The sequence below is a fragment of the Kitasatospora sp. NPDC001539 genome (assembly GCF_040298565.1).
Taxonomy (GTDB): domain Bacteria; phylum Actinomycetota; class Actinomycetes; order Streptomycetales; family Streptomycetaceae; genus Kitasatospora.
The window spans coordinates 1-20,318 of the sequence record NZ_JBEPAK010000131.1 but is presented as its reverse complement, the minus strand read 5'-3'; the positions used below and the strand labels follow the sequence as shown (position 1 = coordinate 20,318).

15 protein-coding genes and 1 tRNA gene are annotated in these 20,318 nt (G+C 74.0%); 5 read left to right on the top strand and 11 right to left on the bottom strand.

Going from position 1 to position 20,318, the window contains the following annotated elements; translation table 11 throughout:
* Positions 1-185: 185 nt before the first annotated feature.
* The 3 genes from ABT247_RS20575 to ABT247_RS20565 all read right to left on the bottom strand — a co-directional run bounded on the left by ABT247_RS20575 (position 186) and on the right by ABT247_RS20565 (position 4,265).
* Positions 186-2,390 (bottom strand): glycosyltransferase family 2 protein, encoded by a 2,205-nt coding sequence (locus tag ABT247_RS20575; protein WP_350744250.1) that lies wholly within the window; start codon positions 2,388-2,390, stop codon positions 186-188.
* Positions 2,391-2,836: 446 nt separating this feature from the next.
* The gene (locus tag ABT247_RS20570) at positions 2,837-3,499 is read right to left on the bottom strand and encodes a 3-oxoacid CoA-transferase subunit B (RefSeq protein WP_350744249.1); all 663 of its coding nucleotides are present in this window, start codon (positions 3,497-3,499) and stop codon (positions 2,837-2,839) included.
* A gap of 4 nt (positions 3,500-3,503) precedes the next feature.
* Entirely contained in the window at positions 3,504-4,265 is a 762-nt protein-coding gene (locus ABT247_RS20565) for a CoA transferase subunit A (RefSeq protein ID WP_350744248.1), read from the bottom strand.
* Positions 4,266-4,619: 354 nt separating this feature from the next.
* Here ABT247_RS20565 and ABT247_RS20560 point away from each other — a divergent pair, with 354 nt between their 5' ends.
* Positions 4,620-5,525, top strand: a complete 906-nt coding sequence (locus ABT247_RS20560) for an alpha/beta fold hydrolase (protein ID WP_350744247.1) — start codon at positions 4,620-4,622, stop codon at positions 5,523-5,525.
* Positions 5,526-5,630: 105 nt separating this feature from the next.
* Here the strand turns inward: ABT247_RS20560 and ABT247_RS20555 are convergent, their stop codons facing one another.
* Both ABT247_RS20555 and ABT247_RS20550 read right to left on the bottom strand, forming a co-directional pair.
* Positions 5,631-6,908 (bottom strand): polysaccharide deacetylase family protein, encoded by a 1,278-nt coding sequence (locus ABT247_RS20555; protein ID WP_350744246.1) that lies wholly within the window; start codon positions 6,906-6,908, stop codon positions 5,631-5,633.
* A gap of 457 nt (positions 6,909-7,365) precedes the next feature.
* Positions 7,366-7,962 carry a DedA family protein gene (locus ABT247_RS20550; RefSeq protein WP_392900384.1) on the bottom strand — a complete coding sequence of 199 codons (597 nt, stop codon included), beginning with the start codon at positions 7,960-7,962 and terminating at the stop codon, positions 7,366-7,368.
* 643 nt (positions 7,963-8,605) lie between these two features.
* On the opposite strand from ABT247_RS20550, the gene ABT247_RS20545 reads away from it, so the two are divergent.
* A complete protein-coding gene (locus tag ABT247_RS20545; RefSeq protein WP_350744245.1) occupies positions 8,606-9,697 on the top strand; it encodes an LLM class flavin-dependent oxidoreductase in 1,092 nt (363 codons plus the stop codon).
* Between the two features lie 112 nt (positions 9,698-9,809).
* Here the strand turns inward: ABT247_RS20545 and ABT247_RS20540 are convergent, their stop codons facing one another.
* Both ABT247_RS20540 and ABT247_RS20535 read right to left on the bottom strand, forming a co-directional pair.
* Positions 9,810-11,879, bottom strand: coding sequence for a putative bifunctional diguanylate cyclase/phosphodiesterase (locus ABT247_RS20540; RefSeq protein WP_502892475.1), 2,070 nt, complete (start codon positions 11,877-11,879; stop codon positions 9,810-9,812).
* A gap of 493 nt (positions 11,880-12,372) precedes the next feature.
* On the bottom strand, positions 12,373-12,798 hold the full coding sequence (locus ABT247_RS20535) for an OsmC family protein (RefSeq protein WP_350744243.1): 426 nt from the start codon (positions 12,796-12,798) through the stop codon (positions 12,373-12,375).
* Between the two features lie 333 nt (positions 12,799-13,131).
* Here ABT247_RS20535 and ABT247_RS20530 point away from each other — a divergent pair, with 333 nt between their 5' ends.
* Both ABT247_RS20530 and lepB read left to right on the top strand, forming a co-directional pair.
* On the top strand, positions 13,132-13,467 hold the full coding sequence (locus ABT247_RS20530; RefSeq protein ID WP_350744242.1) for a chorismate mutase: 336 nt from the start codon (positions 13,132-13,134) through the stop codon (positions 13,465-13,467).
* A gap of 208 nt (positions 13,468-13,675) precedes the next feature.
* The gene (gene lepB / locus ABT247_RS20525; protein WP_350744241.1) at positions 13,676-14,524 is read left to right on the top strand and encodes a signal peptidase I; all 849 of its coding nucleotides are present in this window, start codon (positions 13,676-13,678) and stop codon (positions 14,522-14,524) included.
* Here the strand turns inward: lepB and ABT247_RS20520 are convergent.
* The 3 genes from ABT247_RS20520 to ABT247_RS20510 form a co-directional block, all read right to left on the bottom strand.
* The gene (locus tag ABT247_RS20520; protein WP_350744240.1) at positions 14,487-15,599 is read right to left on the bottom strand and encodes an EamA family transporter; all 1,113 of its coding nucleotides are present in this window, start codon (positions 15,597-15,599) and stop codon (positions 14,487-14,489) included. The two genes, lepB and ABT247_RS20520, sit on opposite strands and share 38 nt — an antisense overlap.
* 108 nt (positions 15,600-15,707) lie before the next feature.
* Positions 15,708-18,113 carry a transglycosylase domain-containing protein gene (locus ABT247_RS20515; RefSeq protein WP_350744239.1) on the bottom strand — a complete coding sequence of 802 codons (2,406 nt, stop codon included), beginning with the start codon at positions 18,111-18,113 and terminating at the stop codon, positions 15,708-15,710.
* A 222-nt stretch (positions 18,114-18,335) separates the two neighbouring features.
* Positions 18,336-18,409 (bottom strand) — tRNA-Lys (locus ABT247_RS20510).
* A gap of 196 nt (positions 18,410-18,605) precedes the next feature.
* Between ABT247_RS20510 and ABT247_RS20505 the strand changes: the two genes are divergently transcribed.
* Positions 18,606-19,460, top strand: a complete 855-nt coding sequence (locus ABT247_RS20505; RefSeq protein WP_350744251.1) for an alpha/beta fold hydrolase — start codon at positions 18,606-18,608, stop codon at positions 19,458-19,460.
* 82 nt (positions 19,461-19,542) lie between these two features.
* Here the strand turns inward: ABT247_RS20505 and ABT247_RS20500 are convergent, their stop codons facing one another.
* Entirely contained in the window at positions 19,543-20,193 is a 651-nt protein-coding gene (locus ABT247_RS20500) for a GOLPH3/VPS74 family protein (RefSeq protein ID WP_350744238.1), read from the bottom strand.
* Positions 20,194-20,318 lie beyond the last annotated feature (125 nt).

Genomic DNA, 20,318 nt, shown 5'->3' with positions numbered 1-20,318 from the left:
GTCGACGTGCTCTGGGCGATGCTGCGTGACAAGAGGCTCTTCACCCCCGCTCCGCCAGTCAGGCAGACGGCTTGACACGGTCATTGAGATTCTCCCCTCGGGAGGCGGGCGGGGGCCGGGCTCAGCGGGCGGGGGCCGGATTCGGCGTGGTCGGCCCAGAGGGAGCCGGCTCCGGTGTGGTCGGGTCAGGGGGAGCCGGCTCCGGCGTGGTCGGCTCCGGCCTGGCGGGGGCCGGTGGGGCTGGTGGGGCCTGAGTGGGGGAGGCGGAGCGCGAGGGTCGGGGTGTCGGGTGCGGCGAGGCGCAGCGTGAGGGTGGGGCTGTCGAGCGCCGCCGTCGTCCGCGCGGGAGCCGCCGCCGGGGCGGTGCCGGCGCCTCGGGCGTGGCGCGGTCGGCGCTTCTCCAGGACGACCTCGGGCGCCGTCCCCCGGTCGCCGGTCACGGTGAGCGTGGCGGTGGGCCTGGCCCGGCGGCGGCGGACGGCGTCGCCCGCCAGGATCAGCGGGGGGAGCACGGTCAGGACGAGGGCGATGCAGGCCCAGGTCCGCATGGCGACGTGGTCGTAGCCGGTGAAGTGGGAGGCGATGACCGCGCCGCCGAACACCAGCGCCCAGAACAGGTGGAAGCGGAAGGTGCCGAGCCGGTCCGTGCTGGCCTCCCGGCCCTTGGGCGTCACCACGAAGCGGCTGCGGCGGCGCACCAGCGCCTGGAGCAGCGAGGCCGCGTAGACCGGACCGCACAGGGCCGACATCAGCATGCCCGCGACCCCGGAGGAACCGGCCGGTTCGTGCGGGCTCACGTTGTGCTTGCGGTTCCAGGTGTAGAGCAGGAGTTGGAGCGCGGCGGCATCGCTGTAGAGCATCATCCAGATCTCCGAGGAGACGTGGACGCCGGAGGCTCCGAAGCCGAGGTAGAGCACGCTGGACACCCCGCCGAGCAGCCAGGTGAGGGCCGCCATCGGGTAGAAGCCCACCATCAGCGAGTAGTTGAGCAGCCGACCGGGCGGCAGCCGCCACATCACCCGCCAGAACTGGGTGAGCAGGGTCTCGTAGCTGCCCCGGCTCCACCGCAGTTGCTGGGAGAAGAAGTCCGTCCAGGAGGACGGGCCCTCGCCCACCGCGAGCACGTCCGGGGTGTACACGGACTTCCAGCGTGCGCCGCTCTCCGGATTCCGGCTCCGGTGGAACTCCAGCCCGGTCGCCATGTCCTCGGTGACCGAGTCGTACAACCCGCCGATCGACTGGAGGGCGCGGATCCTCACGGCGTTGTTGGTGCCGACGAACATCGGTGCCCCGTAACGGTTTCCGGCGCGTTGCACGAGGGCGTGGAAGAGGTACTGCTGGCTCTCGCTGAACTTCGTGACGGCCGAACCCGAACTGCGGTAGTTCCCGTACACCTGGGGGCCGACCACGAACGCGACGTCCGGGTCGCGGAAGTAGCCGAGCATGCGCTCGCAGAAGTCGGGCAGCGGGACGTGGTCGGTGTCGACGGACACCCAGAAGTCGTAGTCCTCGCCGTGCGCCTGGAGCCAGGCGTTGTAGTTGCCGTGCTTGCTCCTGGCGCGGAACCGGCCCTTGGGACGGTTCCAGTGCGGTCGGCCGGAGCGGGTGAAGTGGCGCACGCCCAGCTCGGTGCAGAGGGCGCGCATGGCAGGATCGTTTCCCTCGTCCAGCAGCCAGACGTCGTACGGGCCGTCGTGCCGCACGGCGCGGGCCGCGACCAGTGTGGCCCGGACCATCTCCGGCGGTTCCTTGCCCGGCACGCAGGTGGTCAGGAAGGCGACCCGGGTGCCGGACTCCGGCGTCACCGGTATCGGATCGCGGGCGGCCAGCGTGGCGTGGGTGTTGGAGACGACGTTGACCAGCCGGAAGACCTCGACCACGGCGATGATCGCGATCATCACCTTGTCGCCGAGCAGCACCAGGGTGTCGGTCTCGTCCGCTCGCACCGGCCAGTGCTCCGGTAACAGCAGCCAGACCAGCAGGACCGCCTCCACCAGCGGGGCCGCGACCAGCAGCAGGGCGGCCCGGATCCGGTGCGGCTCGTGGCGCAGCAGGCTGCGGTACTGGACGCGGTAGGGAGCGGCCGACGCCGCGGCGGGTTCCGGCGCGCTGCCCGGCTCCGGCCGGTAGACACCGCCGCCGAGCTCCCGGTCCTCGCCCGGGTCGACCGCCGGGCCGGCGAGGCGGCTGAAGTGGCCGTATTCGTAAGGGGCTTCGGGCACCGGCACGACGAGCAGGGCCGCCTCGTCGAGGTCACCCGCCTCCCCGGGGGTGCCGGGACCGCCGGATCCGCCGTGGCCGGACCGGTCGGCGCCCCGGCCGTGTTCGTGCCGGCCGCGCCCGTGGCGGGCCGTGCCGACGCCCCTTCGTCGTGAGGTCGGCGTGGTCATGGGTGCTCCCCCCGGAGTGTCGCGCCTTGCTTCGCTCGGCCTGCCCGCCTCGCCCCGAAGCCGCCCGGACGTCACGCCGCCCGGACGAATGCCGTCCGGGCGGAACACCGCCTGGGCGGAACGCCGCCCGGGCGCCGTACGGACGAATGCCTGCGCCCGGACGGAGCACGGCCCGGCCAACCGCCGGTCATCCGACGGTTTTCCGGGCCGTCCGGCACGTGCGGTCCGACACCAGGAGCGGGTGCGACCGGTCGAGTCGTGGGTCCGCGCGCCGGGTCTCGCACGCGCGATCCCGGTGCACCTTCCGGCTTCCCCTCCGGCGGTGCGGGATCCTTGGCATGCTCAACTCTCCCGGAGCGTCAGGGAGATCGCAACCGATCGGGGGAATCACCACCACGCAAGCGTGAACGGACCCCCGTTCCCGGCCGCGGCGGCTGGCGTCGGTGCTAAAGGAGTTCCTGGTCCGAGAGCGGCGGCAGGAGGACCGCGCCGGTGGCCGCCTGCACCTCGGCGAAGGTCACGCCCGGGGCCGTCTCCACCACGCGCAGCCCCTGCGCGGTCACGTCGACGACCGCCAGGTCGGTGACGATCCGGTCCACGACTCCCCGGCCGGTGGCGGGGAGCGAGAGCTCCTGGACGATCTTCGGTGAGCCGTCCCGAGCGGTGTGCTCCATCACGACGACCACCCGGCGGGCGCCGTGCACCAGGTCCATCGCACCGCCCATGCCCTTGACCACCTTGCCGGGGACCATCCAGTTCGCGAGGTCCCCGGCGGCCGACACCTGCATGGCGCCGAGCACCGAGACGTCGATGCGGCCGGCCCGGACCATGCCGAAGGAGGCGGCGGAATCGACGTACGAGGCCCCGGGTGCGACCGTCACCGTCTCCTTGCCGGCGTTGATCACGTCGGCGTCCTCGGTGCCCGCCACCGGGTACGGGCCCACGCCGAGGATGCCGTTCTCCGAGTGCAGCACCACCCGGACCCCGGGCGGGAGGTGGCCGGGGATCAGGGTGGGCAGTCCGATGCCCAGGTTCACGTACTGCCCGTCGCGCAACTCGCGGGCGGCGCGGGCGGCCAGGGCGTCGCGTGGGGCGAGCGGGGTGGGCATCGGTTCAGGCCTCCTGGAGGGCGGGCCGGACGGTCCGGCGTTCGATGCGGCGGTCCGCGGGATCGGCGGCGACCAGGCGGTCGACGTACACCCCGGGCAGGTGCACCGCGTCCGGGGTCAGCTCGCCTGGTTCGACGATCCGGTCGGCCTCCACCAGGGTGATCCGGCCGGCCGCCGCGCAGAGCGGGTTGAAGTTGCGGGCGGCCGCGTGGAACACGCAGTTGCCGTGCCGGTCGGCCGCCTCGGCCCGGACCAGCGCGAAGTCCGCCGTGATGGCCTCCTCCAGCAGGTACCGGCGGCCGTGGAACTCCCGCACCTCCTTCGGCGGCGAGGCCAGGGCGACCGAGCCGTCCGCCGCGTAGCGCCACGGCAGCCCGCCCTCCTCGACCTGGGTGCCCACCCCGGCCGGGGTGAAGAACGCCGGGATCCCGGCGCCGCCGGCCCGCAGCCTTTCGGCCAAGGTGCCCTGCGGGGTCAGCTCGACCTCCAGTTCCCCGGAGAGGTACTGCCGGGCGAACTCCTTGTTCTCGCCGACGTACGAGGAGGTCATCCGGGCGATCCGGCCCGCCCGCAGCAGCAGGCCCAGCCCCCAGTCGTCCACCCCGCAGTTGTTCGACACCACCCGCAGCCCGGTCGTACCGGCGTCCAGCAGTGCGCCGATCAGGGTGCTCGGGATGCCGCAGAGGCCGAAACCGCCGACGGCCAGCACCGAGCCGTCGGGGATGTCCCCGACCGCGTCGGCGGGGGAGTTCAGGACCTTGTCCAAGGGATCACCTCGTGGGAGTGGGGAGGAAGCCGGCAGGGTGCGTGGGCGGCGGGCGGGAGGGCTCGGGATCCCGGCCGGTGCCGCTGCTCCACCGTCACCGCTCGCAGGCCGTCGCAGCCATGGCGGCCGGCGCCACGGGAGGCCGCCGAACCGTGGCGACCGGCCACATCCGGGTGCCGGGCCGCGGCCATGGTGGCCGGAGCCACAGCGCGGCAGGCCGGTGCGTCGCACGGCCACATGTCGCCGGCCATTCCCGAGCGTTTAGGGTTCCGGCAGCCGCCGCCCGTCCCGCCCTCCTTGGGTCCGCACCCCGTCGGGCGCCCGGACCGCCCGTCCCGCCGGAGGTACTGCCGCGTGAGCCGCCCGCCCCTGCTGCCCGAGGAGTCGACCGTCCCCGTGCCGGGCGGGGACCTGGCCGTGCTGCGCTGGCCCGCCAACCGTCCGGAGGCGCCGACGGTCGTGGCGGTGCACGGCATCACCGCCAACGGCCTCGCCTGGTACGAGGTCGCTCGCCGGCTCGCCGGACGGGTCACCCTGCTCGCCCCGGACCTGCGGGGCCGCAGCGCCAGCCGGGCGGTCGCCGGGCCGTACGGGCTGGCCCGGCACGCCGACGACGTGGCCGCCGTGACGGCCGCCCTCGGCACCGGGCCCGCCGTGGTCGTCGGCCATTCGATGGGCGCCTGGGTCGCCGCCCTCACCGCGGTGCGGCACCCCGGACTCGTCCGCCGGGTGCTACTGGTGGACGGCGCCGTCAGCTTCCCGCTGCCGGCCGGCGTTCCTGCGGAGGACGCCCTGGCCGCCGTGCTCGGGCCCGCGCTGGCCCGGCTCTCGATGACCTTCCCGGACCGCGACGCGTACCGGGAGTTCTGGCGCCGCCACCCGGCCTTCGGCGGTGACTGGTCGGAGGGGATCGACGCCTACACCCAGCGCGACCTGGTCGGCGCCGAGCCGGAACTGCGCTCCTCCTGCCGGCTGGAAGCGGTGCGGACCGACGGCGCCCAGGTGCTGCTGGACGAGGAGGCGGCCGGCGCCGTGCACCGGCTGCCGTGCCCGGCCGAACTGCTCTGGGCCGAGCGCGGCCTACTCGACGAACCGCAGGGCCTGTACGACCACGAGCGGATCGAGTCGTCGGGGTTGGACACGGCGAGGGTCCCGGCCGCGCTCGTCCCGGGCACCAACCACTACTCGATCCTCTGGAGCCCGGCGGGGGCCGACCGCATCGTCCGCGGCCTGCTCGCGGACGGCTCCGCCGCCGGGTAGCCGCCCGCCGCCGGTAGTCGGTCCGCCGCCGGATGATCGCTCCGCCACCGGCTGGCCGTCCCGGCGCCGCGCGTCAGGCGTCGGGCCGGGACGGCACGGCGGCCGTCAGCCGGCCGACCCCAGGAAGCTCTCCCAGCCACCGGCCGGCGCCTGGCCCACGTTGAGGGTGCGCAGCTTGCGCAGGGTGGACTGGTCCTGCACCTCCAGCCACTCGACCAGCTGCTTGAAGGAGACCAGCCGCACCTCCGGCTTGCCCGCGATGGCCTTCAGCGCACCCTCGACGGCGTCCATGTAGATGCCGCCGTTCCACTGCTCGAAGTGGTTGCCGATGAAGAACGGAGCACGGTTGCCGTTGTAGGCGCGTTCGAAGCCGGCCACGTAGGAGTTGGTGGCCTGGGTGCGCCATTCGTCGTACTTGGACGCGTCGCCCTTGGTGCTGCCGCCGGACTGGTTGGCCAGGATGTTGTAGTCCATCGAGAGGACCTGGAAGGTGTGTCCGGGGAAGGGGATCGACTGCAGCGGGAAGTCCCAGATCTTGCCGTCCTGCACCTTCTGCGGCCATATCTGCAGACCGCCCGGGGAGCTGGCGTCGTACTTCCAGCCCAGCTTGGCGATGGTCGGCAGCAGTGCCTTCTGGCCCTCGAGGCAGGGGGTGCGGCCGCCGATGAGCTCCTTCCTGTAGTCGAAGGGGAGCGGATCGACGTCGGTGAAGCCGGTGTTGGTGCGCCACTGGGTGACGAAGGATATCGCCTGGTCTATCTCGCTCTGCCAGTCCTCCGGGGTCCACATGTTGACCCCGTTCTTGTCCGGGCGGCTGGAGCAGAAGTGCCCGTTGAAGTGGGTGCCTATCTCGTGCCCGGCGAGCCAGGCCTGGCTGACGAGCTTGAGGGTGTTCTTCACCGCGCCGTCCGACAGGTACGGGATGTCGGAGGCGCCGACGGAGTGCTTCGGCGGGTGGTAGAGGTCGGACTTGCCCTTGGGCAGGGCGTATATCCCGGAGAGGAAGAAGGTCATCGTGGCCTTGTACTGCTCCGCCAGCTTGAGGAAGCGGGGGAACTGGCCGTCGTCGGTGCCGCCCGCGCCGTCCCAGGAGAACACCACGAACTGCGGCGGCCGCTCGCCCGGCTTGAGCTTCTCGGGCTTGGGCTGGTTCGGCTGCGGGCCGGTGTCCGCGTTGGAGCCGTCGCCGATCGGAGTGCCCTTCGGGACGACCGCCTGGGGCGTGCCGGAGGTGCCGGACGTGGCGTCGCCGGTGCCGCCGGGGGCTGGAGAGGTGGGACTCTGTCCCGAACCGGATCCGCCGCTGGAACAGGCCGCGACCGCGCCGAGGGCTGCGGTCGCCGCGGTAGCACTGAGCACCGTCCTGCGCGAGATGCTGGTCATGGTCTCCCCTGGGTGCCGATGCCGGTGGTGAGGGCGGCCGTGGGCCGCACCGGTCAAATCGGGCAATTGATGAACATTCCGCCGTTAGCATGTCATGTCGCCGCGACGGCCTCCAAGGACGTCGGGCTCCGGACAACAGTCAACACGCCGGAAGCGCCCGGCTGGGCTGCGCATTTCGGTCGTCTGTTGCGGTCCTGTGACGCTTCGCGCCGAGCGCTGCCGGACGTCGAGCCCTGCCGGCGGAGTAGGGCACCCCCCCGCCCCGCCGTACTCGGCCCAACCCAGCCCCGGTCGGCCCGGGCTGAGTTCGTCGGCGGCCGGTGGGGCCCATCGCCCGTTGGGGAGAATTCTGCTACTGACCGGGCCCGCTGTCCGGCCGAAACGACCGCCGGTCGGGGACGGCCACCGGTCGGGGAGGGTCATCGGTCGGGGACGGCCGCCGGCCGGGCCGGACCGGTCAGAGCGCTGCCAGCCGCCGGTGGCGGCGCACCATGCGCGCGATCGCGGTGCTGATCGCGGTGGCCGCGGCGCAGGAGACGGCCAGGCTCAGCCAAGCCGTGTTGAACCAGTGGCTGTTCAACCAGCCCAGCGTCACGATGTAGGCGGCCCAGACCAGCGCGGCCAGCGCCGACCAGTGCAGGAAGCGGTGCGGATGGCTGGGGGAGTGGCCGATGGCCAGGTCCAGGACGGTGCGCCCGGCCGGGACGAACCGGGCGATCACCACCATCGCGGCGGCCCCTCCGCGTCGGCGGCCGATCAGGGACTGCTGGACCCTGGCGACACTGGCGGCCAGCTTCGGTCGTCGGGCGAGCCGGCGTTGCAGGACGGGTGCGCCGCGCCGGGCGAGCTGGAGCAGCAGGAGGTCGCCGAGGAAGGAGGCCACCGCCACGCCCAGGCCGAGCAGCACCGGGGCGCCGCTGACCTGCTCGGTCTTGAGCACCGCCAGGATGACCAGCGTCCCGCTGGGGATGAAGGGGAGCAGGGCGTCGCCGAGTACGGCGAACAGCGCCAGGGCGCAGATCCACGAGGATCCGATCGCCGCCACGAAGTCCAAGGCCCCAACTCCCTCCACGCCGCCCGGGGGAGCAGGTGGCTGCTTGTGGCCAACGCTAGCGCCTCGACTTTTCATGCCATGAAGCACCCCGGTGTGCCGCGGATCACGGCCGCTGGTCACGCCGTGCGGGCGGGCGGGACGGGGCCCGCCGGAGGGGCGGGACGGGGCCCGCCGGAGCGGAGACGGGGCCGCCGGAGGCGAGGGGCGGGGGCCCGGAGACGGCACGAGCCCCCGGGGCGGTGTGCCGCCGCCGAGGGCTCGCGGGGATCGGTCGGCGCTGGTCCAGCCCGACGATCTTGCCGGCGGAAGGCGGGTCCCGTTGGGGAGCCGCTCCTGATCACCAGCCTGCCGGATGCCGGTCGCGGATCGCGAGCCCCGCGGCTGGCGACTTCCGATCCTGGCGTGAAGTCGCCAACCGTCACCGGCCGCTGGCTCTCCGTCATCCGAACGGTCGGTCGGCCGACCGCCTGCAACCGCCGGTCGGCACCCGGAGCGCGCCCGGCCGCCGGGAACAGGGGGCCCGTCGCCGTGGTTGACCACGGCTGGCAGGAGACGGCCGCCGGGCCCGCCGCGCCCCGTGCGGCGCCCAGGACGGCCGGCTCGCAGAACAGCCGGATCAAGGCAAGCCAGGAGGGCGGACGGCATGACCACCGAGGGCCAGCAGGAGCACGGGACCGAGCCGCCGGTCGGTGCGGCGATCCGGGGCGCCGCCCGCGGCACCGCACCCGCTCCGCTCTCCATCCTCGACCTGGCGACCGTCGGCGCCGGCCACACCCCCGCCGAGGCCCTCGCCGCCACCACCGAGCTGGCCCGCCGGGCCGAGCAGTGGGGGTACCACCGCTTCTGGGTCGCCGAGCACCACGGCATGCCCGGGGTCGCCAGCTCGACCCCGGCCGTCCTGCTCGCCCACCTCGGTGCGAACACCACCACGCTGCGGCTCGGCTCGGGCGGGGTCATGCTCCCCAACCACGCCCCGCTCGCCATCGCCGAGCAGTTCGGCCTGCTGGAGGCGCTGCACCCCGGCCGGATCGACCTCGGTCTCGGCCGCGCCCCCGGCACCGACCCGGCCACCGCCCGGGCGCTGCGCCGCGGCCTCGGCGAGGGCGCGGACGACTTCCCGCAGCAGCTCGCCGAGCTGACCCACTTCCTGGACGGCGACTTCCCCTCCGGCCACCCCTACGCGCGGCTGACCGCCGTCCCCAGGGGCGAGGGCCGCCCGCCCGTCTGGCTGCTCGGCTCCTCCGGCTTCAGCGCCCAGTTGGCGGGCCGACTCGGCCTGCCGTTCGCCTTCGCCCACCACTTCAGCAGCGCCAACACCGTCCCGGCGCTGGACCTGTACCGGACGTCCTTCCGCCCCTCCGCCGTGCTCTCCGAGCCGTACGCGCTGATCGGCGTCAGCGCCGTCGCCGCCGACGACGAGCCCGCCGCCCGCCGTCTCGCCCGCTCCGCGGCGCTCGGCATGCTCCGGCTCCGCCGCGGCAACCCCGGCCCGATCCCGACTCCGGAGGAGGCCGAGGCGTACCCGTACAGCCCGGCCGAGGAGGACTTCATCGACAGCTGGCTCGACAACGTGGTCCTGGGCGAGCCGGGCCGGGTCGCGGACGGCCTGGAGGCCCTGCGCAAGCGGACCGGGGTGGACGAGCTGATGGTCACCTCGCACATCCACGGCCACGAGGCCCGGCTCCGCTCCTACGGTCTGATCGCCGAGGCGTACGGGCTGACCGCGACGGCCTGACAGCGACGGCCTGACCGCGACGCGTTGACCCGCGACAGGCTGACCGCGACGGGTTGACCCGGACGGGCCGGCGGCGGCAGCCCCGGCGGCGAAGGCCCCGCCCCGCCCCTGCCTACCGGCCGTGCGGGGCGGGGCGCCCCTCCCGGAGTATCGCCGCGACCCGCTCGGCCTCGCCCGGCCGGGCGAAGTACCAGCCCTGGGCGGTGTCGCAGCCGGTCAGCCGGAGCCGCTCGGCCTGGGCGGCGCTCTCGATGCCCTCGGCGGTGACGGTCAGGCCGAGGGTGTGGGCCAGCTGCACCATCGCGCCGACGATCTGCTCGTCGGCGTCACTGCGCCGGGAGTGGAGCTCGGGCACGGGCTGCCGGTCGGCCGGGGCCGGGTCGCGGAACCCCTCGATGAAGGTGCCGTCGAGCTTCAGGACGTGCACCGGCAGCCGGGAGAGGTAGGCCAGGTTGGAGTAGCCGGTGCCGAAGTCGTCGATGGCGATCCGCACCCCCATGTCGGCCAGCGCCTGCAAGGCCTGCAACGGGCGTCCGCCGGGGCCGAGCAGGGCGCTCTCGGTGATCTCCAGCTGGAGCAGCCGGGCCGGCAGGCCGGTGCGCTCGAGGACCCGGGCGACGTCGGCCACCACGTCGGAGTCCCAGATCTGGCGCGCCGCCAGGTTCACGCTCACGAAGGTCTCGGTGTCGGGGAACTCGGTGAGCCACTGCTTGGCCTGACGGCACGACTCCTCCAGCACCCAGGTGCCGAGCGGCACGATCGCGCCGGACTCCTCGGCGAGCGGGATGAAGCGGTCCGGGGAGATGGTGCCGTAGCGCGGGTGGCGCCAGCGGACCAGGGCCTCGGCGCCGTGCACCGCGCCGTCGGCCAGTCCGACCAGCGGCTGGTACTCGACGGTGAACTCGCCGCGCTCCAGGGCCGGTCGCAGTGCCGTGGCGAGCAGCTGGCGGGTGAGTTGGTGGGCGCCGCGGGCCGGGTCGTAGAGGGTCCAGCGGGCGCGGCCGTCTGCCTTGGACCAGTAGAGCGTGGCGTCGGCGTCCTTCACCAGGTCGGCGGGGGTGGTCTCGTGCACCGACCGTTCGACGACGCCGACGCTGGCGGTGATGGCCAGCCGGTGTCCGGCGATGTCGAAGGGGCGCTCCAGCACGTCCAGGATCCGGCCGGCGAGCGCGGTCAGCTGCTCGCTGCCCCGGCTGTCGGGGACCAGGACGGCGAACTCGTCCCCGCCCATCCGGGCCACCAGCCGGGCGCCGTGCCCGGAGAGCCCGCGCCGCAGGCGGGCGGCGACGGCGATCAGCAGCTGGTCGCCGATGTGGTGGCCGAGGGTCTCGTTGATCGCCGCGAAGCCGTCGAGGTCCAGGTAGCAGACGCCGACCCGGCGTTCGCGTCCTGCCGCGGCCTCGGGACGGTCGTGGGTCCCGGCCGTTCCGGGGCTCCGACCGCCCACGGGCTCGGCGACGCTCGGGAGGCAGGCCGCGTCGAGCCGTTCGAAGAAGTAGGTCCGGTTGGGCAGCCGGGTCAGCGGGTCGTGGAGGGCTTGGTACTCCAGGCGGTCGCCGAGCCGGCGCTGCTCGGTGATGTCCTCCACCAACGCGAGGGTGTAGAGCGGCCGGCCGGCGCCGTCCCGGATCAGGGAGACGGTCACCTTGCTCCAGACCGTGTGGCCCGCGCGGTGCTTGAGCTGCTTCTCCACGCGGAACCGTTCCCGCTCACCGTGGACGAGTTCGGTGAAGAGCCGGTGCGGCATGCCCTCCGGGTCGATGATCTCGTGCAGGTGGGTGCGGACCAGTTCGCCGACGCTCCGTCCGATCAGCGCCGCGAAGGCCGGGTTGACCTCGATGATCCGGTCCTCGGGGTCGATCAGCGCCATGCCGATGACGGCGTCGCAGAACGCCGCCCGGAAGCGGGACTCGCTGGCCCGCAGGGCAGCCAGCAGCCGGTCGCCGCCGTCCTGCCGGTCGGAGGCGTCGGAGGCGCCGAGGTGGGTGCCGTCGGTCAACGGGGCCGAGCACGTGGGGCAGAGCAGCGGCCCGGGGTCCTCGAGGGTGCCGCACGCCGAGGCCGGAACGGCCGGGACACCGGGAACGGGGAAAGCGGCCGGGACACCCGGAGCGGAGGGGGTGACACCCGGAGCGGAGGGAGTGGGAGAAGCGGCCGAGGCCCCCGGGGCGCCCGCGCCCATCGAGGTGACGGAGTCGGACGGATCGAGGACCGGCGCGCTGAGGTGGCGGTGGTGTGGCGGTTCCTCGTGTCGCACGCCTCGGTGGTGTGCGTCGGCCCCCTCGTTCTGGCCCGGCACGGCATGCTCCCGTCCGCTGCTGACGCTTGACGATGGTCCGCCTGGCCGGCCGGGAGTCCGGCGGCCGGCTCCGCGCTCTGTCACGGTCCTCGGAGTCGGTCCACTGGGGGGCGACCGCCGTGGGGCGCTGTCGCGCGGGGACCCGCGTGAAGAACAGGGCGCTTCGGCCGATCATAGGCCGCGGCGGCAACGCGCGGTGACCGCCGCCAGGGTGATTCGCCCTCTTTGGGGCCATGGATGGCGGAACGTGCAGCTGCCCTTCGTGCACATCACATGAGGTGCGCCGGGAGCGTGTGCGCCGAGGCCGCGCCCCCGGGCGCCGGTTGCGCGCCGGGGGCGGGACCGGGCGCCCGGTCGAGCCGGGGGCCGGGCCGGGTCAGGCCAGCTTGGCGGTGAGGGTGATGGTGGTGCCGGTCAGGGCCTGGCTCACCGGGCAGTTGGCCTTGGCGTCCTGGGCGGCCTTGACGAAGTCGGCCTCGTCCATGCCGGGCACGTCGCCCGTGACGGTGAGGTGGATGCCGGTGATGCCGGTGCCGGGCTGGAAGGTGACGTCGGCCTGGGTGTCGAGGCGGGCCGGCGGGTTGCCGGCGCTGGTCAGGCCGTGCGACAGCGCCATTGAGAAGCAGGCGGAGTGGGCGCCCGCGATGAGCTCCTCGGGGCTGGTCTTGCCGTTGGGCGCCTCGGCGCGGGCGGGCCAGGAGACGGGGAACTCGCCGATCCCGGAGGAGGCGAAGGTCACCAGGCCGTTGCCGTCGACGAGGTTGCCCTCCCAGGCGGTACGGGCGGTGCGGGTGGTTGCCACGATCGGTTCCTCCACTGTTGACGTACTGCTGCGTCGTCACTTCCGGTCATGCACGCACCAGACTACGGGTCACCCGGCCACGGGGCCGGATGCCCGGAAGTGGCGTCGGCGGGCCGCCACCTACCCGCGCACGGGCCTGCCCGCTCCCGGCGCACCGGGGCCCGGGACCGGCCCAGGGCCCCTCGAACGGCGGATTCCACCGGGCTGTCCGGATGCCGGGACGGTTCCGCCTGACGGTGCGGGTCCGGCGCGGGTGCCCTGTTAGATTTGCCCGGGCCCGAGCCCGGCCGCCGTACGGCCGGGCGCCCACCCCAGACACCGGGAGCCGCCCCGATGACGGACCAGCCCACGACCTCCGACGCCGGCCTGCCCGAGGGCGTCGACGACGCGGTGCGGGCGGAGCTGACCAGCCTGCGCGAGAGCATCGACAACATCGACGCCGCAGTGGTCCACATGCTGGCCGAGCGTTTCAAGGCGACCCAGCGGGTCGGCCGCCTCAAGGCCGAGCACAAGCTGCCGCCGGCCGACCCGGCCAGGGAGCGGGACCAGATCAAGCGCCTCCGGGAACTCGCCGCCGGGGCCAAGCTCGACCCGGTCTTCGCCGAGAAGTTCCTGACCTTCATCATCGCGGAGGTCATCCGCCACCACGAGGCCATCGCCCGCACCTGAGCGGGCTCGGGACGGCGGACCACCGGCAGGGCCGCCCCGGGGCCGCCCAGGATCGCCCCGGGCCCGTCCCGGCCGCGCGGCCCGGAGTCACTCCTCGCAGGTGCCTCCCGGCCGGCGATGTCGGCGGCGGCTAAATGGCGGATTTCGTACGGCCACCCGGTTGGCGTAGCGTGCAGGTTTCCCCAGCCGGAGAGGTGGAGCAGCGACGATGGCGGTCAACCTGCCCGGAACGCACGGCGGAGCCCCCGGCGATCCCTCCGTGCGGCGCGTCGAGGACACCGGACGCACCGACGGCGCCTCCGACGCACCCGGCGCCCACCACGCGCCGGGCGCCCCCGGAGCAGCCGGCGGCCGCGCCGAGGCCCGCCGCCGGGCCGGCGGTTCCCGCGGCCGCCGGGGCCGCCGCTCGGCGCGCCGTCCCCGGCCGTGGTGGATCGAGCTGCCGGCGATGGTGGGGGTCGGGCTGGTGATCGCATTGCTGATCAAGACCTGCCTGTTCCAGGTCTTCACCATCCCGTCCGGTTCGATGGAGAACACCCTGCGGGTGGGCGACCGCGTCGGCGTGAACAAGTTCGCACCGCTGACCGGCTGGAAGCCGGAGCCCGGGCAGCCGGTGGTGTTCAAGGACCCGGGGGAGTGGCTGCCGCCGCAGCCCGTCGACTCGAACCCCTTCACCAACGCGGTGAGCTCGGTGCTCAGCTTCGTCGGGCTGGTTCCGCCCAAGGACGACAACTACCTGGTCAAGCGAGTGATAGCGACCGGCGGCCAGACCGTGCAGTGCGCGGGCAGCACCCTGACGGTCGACGGCCGGAAGGTCGACGAGCCGTACCTGCACCCCGGTGACGACTCCTGTGCGGGCCTGGACTTCGGCCCGGTGAAGGTGCCCGCGAACTACGTCTGGGTCGAGGGCGACCACCGCAGCGACTCGGCGGACTCGCGGTACCACCGGCAGGGCCCGGGCGGCGGTGCCGTGCCGGTGGACGACGTGGTGGGCCCGGTGTCCGGCGTCGTGTGGCCGGTCAGTCACCTCGACTGGTTCGGCTGGACCGGCCGCTGACCCCGCGCTCGGCGGCGGCCACCCGCTCCCGGCGGTCCTGAGCGGTTCCGGCGGCGCGGGAGGCCGCGGCACCGGCGCCCGCGGTGGCGTCCGGGGCGGGGGCGACCACCTCGGTCACCCCGTCCTCTCCGTCCGCCCGTCCCTCCGCCGCAGGCTTGCTGAGCTGCGCCGCGAAGGCGCCGGCCAGCACCAGCAGACCGCCGGCGACCTGCGGCACCCCGAGGTGCTCGCCGAGCAGCACCCAGGCGAGCACGGTGGCGACCACCGCCTCCAGGTTGGCCACCACCCCGGCGATCGGCGGTGAGAGGTAGCCGACGGAGATCACGCCGGTCAGGTAGGCGAGGACGGTGGCGACCAGCACCATCCAGGCGGCCGGGAGGAACGCGGGCAGGGTGTGCCCGTTCATCACCACGGATCCGCCGAGCGGGCTCCAGTCGGCCTGCCAGGGCCGGGTGAGCGCGGTGAGCAGGACGGCGCCGATGAGCAGCCCGTACGCGCTGACGGCCAGCGGGTCGACGGGGCGCTCGCCCCGGCGGCCGGCGTCGGCGAGCACGAAGTAGCCGACCTGGCAGCAGGCCGCGCCGAGGGCGAACAGCACGCCCAGCGCGTCGAAGCTCAGGCCGTTCCAGACCTCCACCACGCAGGCCAGTCCGGCCACCGCGACGCCGGCGCCGACGGCCGCACCCCGGGTGATCGGCTTGCGCTGCACGAACTTGACGTAGCCGATCAGCAGCGGCGGCCCGAGGTACTCGATGAGCAGCGCGACGCCGACCGGGATGCGGGAGATCGCCGCGAAGTAGCAGGCCTGGACGCCGGCCACGGCGAGCAGCCCGAAGCCGAGCAGCAGGCCGGGGCGGCGCAGGACGGCGTCCCGGTGCCGGTAGGCGATCGGGAGGAGGGCCACGGCGGCGCCGGTGACCCGGAGCCACACCACGTGCAGCGGTGAGAGCCCGGCCTCGATCAGGGGCTTGGCCGCGGTGCCCGAGCCGCCGAAGGCGAATGCGGATACCAGCGCGAGGCTGAGACCGAGGGTTCTGCCCGGAGGGCGGGTGGGCGAGGCCGTTGAGCTGTGCACCGACGCATTGTGACAGTCGTACCGGCACTTCGGTAAGGCGCCATTTCGTCATTCGGTCCTGGTGCCCACTGTGCGCAATGGCGCACTCACCCGCCCCGGCCCCGGCCGTCAGCCCCCGGTCGCGGCTCCCGCCCCCGTGAGCGCGCCCGCCCCGCCGGTGGGCTGGGTGGTCGGCGGGGTGGTCGGGGCCTGGGTCGGCCCGGTGGTCGGCGTCGGCCGGGTGGTCGGCCGACCGGTCGGCCGCGAGGTGGACTGGGTGGTCGGCTGCCCCGTCGCGGGGGCGGTCGGTCCGGTCGTCGCCCCGCCGGAACCCGAGCCGTTGCCGCCCGAGGTGCCTGCGCCGGAGTTGTCGCCCGGGGTGGGGCCCGTGCCGGCACCGGCACCGGCGCCGGGGCTGGCGGCGCCGGTCGACGGGGTGGTGGTCGGCGTGCTCGGAGCGGTCGGCAGGTCGGTCGCGCCGGCGGAGTCGTCGCCGTCGGCCGGGGTCGCGAAGTCGCTCACCGGCAGGCCCTTGAGCGCGGCCTTCATGTAGCTGGTCCAGATCTGCGCCGGGTACTGGCCGCCCGCCGCGCCGTCGATCCCGCCGACGCCGCTCAGGCTGACCTGGGCGCCGGTGCCCGGGTCCTGGCCGAACAGCGCGACCGAGGTGACCAGCTCGGGGGTGTAGCCGACGAACCAGACGGACTTCTGGTCGTCGGTCGTGCCGGTCTTGCCCGCCGCCGGCCGGCCCAGCGCCTTCGCGCGCCAGCCGGTGCCGCCCGGGTCGCTCACCACGCCCTGGAGCATCGAGGTGACCTTGTCCGCGGTGTCCGCGCTGATCGCCTGGGTGGTCTTGTGCGCGGGCAGCGCCACGGCCTCGCCGCCGCGGTCCACCGACTGCACCAGCCACGGGGTGATCTGCTTGCCGCCGTTGTCCAGCGTGGCGTACACGCCGGCCATGTCCATCACGCTCGGGGTGGCCGCACCCAGGGGGATGGACGGCACCGGGTCCAGGCCCGGGGTGTTGCCGGGCAGGCCCAGTGCGATGCCGGTGTCCTTGACCTTCTGCAGCCCGGTGTCCTGCGCGAGCTGGGCGAAGGCCGAGTTGACCGACCAGTCGGTGGCCTGCTGCAGGCTGATCTGGCCGTAGCTCTTGTCACCCTCGTTCGGCGGCGCGTACGGGGTGCCCTTGCCGCCGCGGACCTTGCGGCCGCTGGTGCCGTCGTAGACGGTGCGCGGGGTGATGGTCCGGCCGTCCTGGGTCTTGGCGTCGTTCTCGAAGGCGGCGGCCAGGGCGATCGCCTTGAAGGTCGAGCCCGCCTGGTAGTCGCGCCGGGTGGCGTTGTCCACGTAGTGCTTGACGTAGTCGACGCCGCCGTACAGGGCGACGACCGCGCCGGTCTTCGGGTCCACCGAGACGGCGCCGGCCTGGGCGGCCGCGTCCTTCTTCCGCTTGTCCGGGTTCAGGGTGTCGTGCAGCTGCGCCTGGACGGCGTCCTGGAGCGCCTGCTGGCGGTTCGGGTCGATGCTCAGCTTGATCGTGTAGCCGCCCTTGGCCAGTTCGCTCTCGCTGATGACCCCGTTCGAGGTGAGGTACTGGGTGGCCGCGTTCACCAGGTAGCCGGACTGGCCGGACAGGCCGGGGTTGGGCTGCGGGTCCTTGACGTCCGGGAAGGCGGCCTTGGCCCGCTCGTCGGCGGAGAGCCAGCCCTCCTTGACCATGCCGTCCAGCACGTAGTTCCACCGGTTGACGGCGTTCTGCTTGCCCTCCTGGGTCGCGGTGGCCACGTCGTAGGCGCTCGGGGCGTTCAGCAGGGTGGCCAGGTAGGCGCCCTGGGCGGGGTCGAGCGCGGAGGCGTCGATGCCGAAGTACGCCTGGGCGGCGGCCTGGATGCCGTAGGCGCCGCGGCCGTAGTAGGAGGTGTTCAGGTAGCCGGAGAGGACGTCGTCCTTGCTCTCGGTGGCGTCCACCTTGATCGCTATGAAGAGTTCCTTCACCTTGCGGGTGATCGACTGCTTCTGGCTCAGGTAGGTGTTCTTCACGTACTGCTGGGTGATCGTGGAGCCGCCCTGGGTGCCCGCGCCGGTGGCGGTGTTGAGCGCGGCGCGCGCCAGGCCCTGAACGTTGACCGCGCCCTCGTGGTAGAAGTTGCGGTCCTCGGCGGCGAGCGCGGCGTGCTGGGCGGCGGGGGAGACCTTGTCCAGGCCGACGTTCTGCCGGTTGGTCTGGCCGGTGCGGGTGATCACCGAGCCGTCCGCGTAGAGCCAGGTGTTGCTCTGGGCGGTCGCGGCGGCGTGGGCGTCGGGGACCTTCACCAGGGCGATGCCGAGCGCGAACAGACCGACGCCGAGCAGCAGGGCCGAGGCGAGGCCGAGCAGGGTCATCCGCCAGGTGGGTATGAGCCGGCGCCAGCCGGTGCGCTTCGGGCGGCGCGGCTTCCCGCCGCCGGTCGTACCGGTGGAGCGCTTGAACCGCTTGACCGGCCGGAGACCGATCGACGGCGTGCGGCCGCCGCCCTGGGTGTTCTGGGACAAAGCGCGGCCTTTCCTGCGGGCGGACCGGGCCAGCCTGCACAGACGGGGACGTCGGCGGTGGGGGCCTTCGTCCGGATTCCGGTTTACTGCCCAGGACGAGCCGGGCGGGCCGAATGGCTCCGCCGGAGCGGCAATCGAGACCGACATCACACGCAAAACGGACGTCGAGGGCCAAAAAATCGGGGAGCCCCTCGCTGTTGCGAGAGACTCCCCAACTGTCTGTGCGCCGCCAGGGACTCGAACCCCGGACCCGCTGATTAAGAGTCAGCTGCTCTAACCAACTGAGCTAGCGGCGCCTGCTGACCTGGAAAACAATACACGGTCCCGAGGGGTGCCTCGAACCGGCCCCTCCGTCGCCCTCCCCGGGGTGGTCGATATGCCCGTTTGGTACCGGTTGGGGTCGAGTTCGCCGGTGACTACCGTGGAACGGTGCCCCGCCATCAGCCCGGACACCCTCACCTGGGCCCCGTCCACCCGGGCACGCCCGACCCGCTGGGGCGGTTCCTGCGCGTCGACGGGACGCCGCTGCACGTCCGCACCGAGGGCACCGGCCCGCTCTGCCTGCTCACCGGCGGCCTCGGCAGCAGCTGGTTCGACTGGGACCTGGTCGTCCCGTTCCTCGCCCCCTACCGCACCGTGGTCCGCTTCGACCGGCCCGGTTACGGGCTGAGCGCCGCCGAGCCCGCCACCGGGCGGCCCGCCCCGACGGTGGCGGGCGAGGCCAGGCGGATCCTGGCGGTGCTGGACGGCCTCGGGCTGGACGGCCCGTGCACCGTGGTCGGGCACTCGCTCGCGGGGTTCCACGTGGAGGCCTTCGCCCGGCTGCACCCCGAGCGGACCGCCGGGCTGGTGCTGGTCGACGGCAGCGTCGAGACGGCGGTCCGCCCGTACCCGGCGCCCGCCGCCCGCGACCTGGCGGCCCGGGCCCTGGCCGGCGCCGCCCGGGCGCTCGCGGTCCCGTACCTGTTCGGCCCGACCGCCCGCCGGGTCACCGCCCGGCTGTCCACCGTCCGCCGGGAGGACCTCGCCCCGCCGCAGCTGGTCCGGCACTGCTACCGCACCGGACGGGCCCTGCGCGCGCTGCTGCGGGAGAACGGGCGCTACCTCGACATGGCCGCCGAGCTGGACGGACTGCGGCGCACCCGGCCGCTGCCCGAGGGCCTGCCGGTCACCGTACTGGCGGCCGACGACGGCTGCCGCAACCCCCGCACCGGGTACCGGCTGGCCGAGCAGCGGGAACTCGCCGCCCTGCTCGGCGCCGAGTTCCGCACCGCCGCACCGGCCGGGCACCTGGTGATGTTCGACCGTCCGGACGCGGTGGCCTCCGCCGTCCTGGACACCTGCTGAGGCGCCCGCGCCCGCACGGTGCCGGCGACGGCCTCGCACTGGCCGGCTCCCCGGGGCCGAGGCGCCCGCGCCCGGACGGTGCTCACTCGCCGGACTTCTCCCGGATGACCGTCCGCACGGCCCGGGGAACGGGCAGCTCCCGGGCCAGCCGCGAGGCGGCGCGCCGGATCGGAGCGCCCTCCCGGCCGGGGTAGAGGCGGCGCGCCAGCCCGGCCGCGTCGATCAGGCCGGCGAGCTGCCGGTCCCGCTCCGCGCTCGGCCGGCCGGCTCCGCCGTCGGGTGCCGACAGGGTCGCCGCGACGCGTGCGGCGATCTCCCGGGCGGCGTTGGGGCGGGTCGTGGGGTAGCGCCGGTACGGCAGTCCCAGGAAGCGCTTCTCCTCGACGGCGTAGTAGCCCTGCGCCACCAGCCGGTCGAGGTGGAAGCGGTAACCGGGCCGGTCGGGCACCGAGCGGATCGCCTGGGTGAGCCGCGGACGGAACCGGCTCTTGCCCTTCGCCTCCAGGCGGGCCAGCACACCGGCGGCGACCTCGTCCGGCGCGCCGACGGGCCGGTAGCCGGTGATCTGCTGCTTCTCGACCGTGATCGCGCCGGTCACCAGCAGTTCGGCGAGGACGGCGCCCGCGACCACGTGGCGGAGGTGGGCGGAAGGGCTGCGGAACCGGCCGCGCGCCGGGTCGGCGCAGAGCAGCAGGAGTTCCTCGGGGAAGGGGCGGACGTCGGTAGGGATCACGGAGCCACCTCTACCCACCCCCGGAACGCCTCAGGCCGCCCACCGGAGTGGGCGGCCTGAGGGCTTGCCATGTGCGCCGCCAGGGACTCGAACCCCGGACCCGCTGATTAAGAGTCAGCTGCTCT